General features: G+C 35.3%; 2 protein-coding genes. Both read left to right on the forward strand.

Translation table 11 applies throughout. The features are described 5' to 3' along the window. On the forward strand, nucleotides 1-540 hold a 540-nt coding region (locus EGI24_RS14290; protein ID WP_255049136.1), incomplete at its 5' end, for a DUF547 domain-containing protein. 66 nt (nucleotides 541-606) lie between these two features. Next, nucleotides 607-1,977: DASH family cryptochrome (locus EGI24_RS14295; protein ID WP_255049138.1), on the forward strand; the 1,371-nt coding region annotated here is incomplete at its 3' end.

The raw sequence follows: 1,977 nt of genomic DNA on the forward strand, positions 1-1,977 counted from the left end.
TGCTTGAATGGAGATTGCAAGCTGGCTTATTGGATAAATGCCTACAATGCTTTTACGATTCAATTGATTCTTGACAACTCAGAGAATGACCTCAAAAGCATAAAAGATATTGGAGACAAAATTAAAATACCATTTGTGAATACGCCTTGGGATGTAAAGTTTATAAACATTGGTGGCAAAAAAATGGATTTGAATAATATAGAGCATGGTATCATAAGAAAGCAGTTTAAAGAGCCTCGTATTCATTTCGCTTTAGTTTGTGCCGCTAAATCATGTCCGCCACTAAGAAACGAGGCTTTTACGGCTGAGAGGTTAAACGAGCAATTGAACAATCAAGCTGAAAAATTCATAAACGATACATCTAAAAATAAAATCTCAAAATCAAGTGCAAGCATTTCAAAAATATTTGATTGGTACGGCATGGATTTTAAACCTACCTCCATTATAGATATCCTAAACAAATATTCAAAAACGAAACTGGATTCAAAAGCCAAGATTTCTTACGCCACTTATGATTGGTCGCTTAACGGTTCTTTTTAAATAAATCTCTATTTTGTTTCTTTTACCAAACCTATTGAAGAAATTTGCTTCTTTTTAAATACATAGATGAGTAATGTTCTTTTTTGGTTCAGAAATGATTTGAGGCTACACGACAATGAGGCTTTTTGTAAAGCTGCTCAAATGGGTGCAGTAGTTCCTGTCTATGTTATCGACACGCGATTACTTAAAAATACTTTTTTAGGTTTTAAGCGAACGGGCAAGTTTCGTTTGAAATTCTTACTGGAGTCTCTAGCAGATTTAAAAACCCAACTACAATCTTTGGGCTCAGATCTTATTGTGAAGGTAGGGATTCCCGAAAATGAACTTTTTGAAATCGCTGTTAAGTATAATGTGGAGTTTGTGGTTACATCCAAAGAGGTTACCCAAGAAGAAACCAGTGTAGAAGCAGCATTTTCTCAAAAACTCAAGACAAAAAACATTGATATTGAGATGTATTGGGGCAACACACTCATTCATGTTAGAGATCTTCCTTTTCAGATACATTTTGTTCCGGATATTTTTACCGATTTCAGGAAAAAGGTAGAAAACTTTTGGAAAGTAAGAAGAACATTTGAAACCATAACAAAACTTGATTCTCCAGATGATTTGGAGGAAAGCTTGATTCCAAAACTCTTGGATTTGGGATATGAGCATTTTGAAAAACATCCCAAAGATATTATGGGTTTAGATGGCGGCGAAACTGCAGCTTTAAAGCGTCTTCAAGAATATATTTGGGATAAGGAACTCATACATACTTACAAACAAACAAGAAACGGTCTTTTAGGCAAGGATTATTCCTCCAAGTTTTCAGTTTATTTAAGCTTAGGCTGTCTTTCTCCACGAATGATTTATGAGGAAATAAAAAAAGCTGAAGCCATCAGAGGAGCCAATGAATCTACTTATTGGTTGATTTTCGAACTACTTTGGAGAGATTACTATTATTTTATTGCCCTCAAATTCGGTATTAGGCTTTTCAAAAGAGCAGGTATCAAACATGATTTTACTAAAAGATGGAAGCGAAACCGTGAGCATTTTAAAAAGTGGATGGATGGAGAAACAGGCGTGCCATTTATTGATGCCAACATGAGAGAGCTAAAACTCACAGGTTATTTGTCCAACCGGGGAAGACAAAATGTGGCCAGCTTTTTTACAAAAGACCTTGGCTTAGAATGGTGGTGGGGAGCCATGTATTTTGAGAGTCAATTAGTTGATTATGAGGTTTGTAGTAATTGGGGGAATTGGAATTATTTGGCTGGGATAGGAACAGACCCAAGAGAAGATAGGTATTTTAGCCCTGTAAGCCAAGCAAAAAAGTATGATCCCAATGCTGAATTTATAAAATATTGGATCCCTGAACTGCAAAGTATTGATAATGAGGTGATTTTGGAGATAAATGAGCTCAAATCAGTTTTGAATGATTCTATAATATATACCAGT

This window comes from Lacihabitans sp. CS3-21 (assembly GCF_024343675.1).
GTDB lineage: Bacteria > Bacteroidota > Bacteroidia > Cytophagales > Spirosomataceae > Leadbetterella.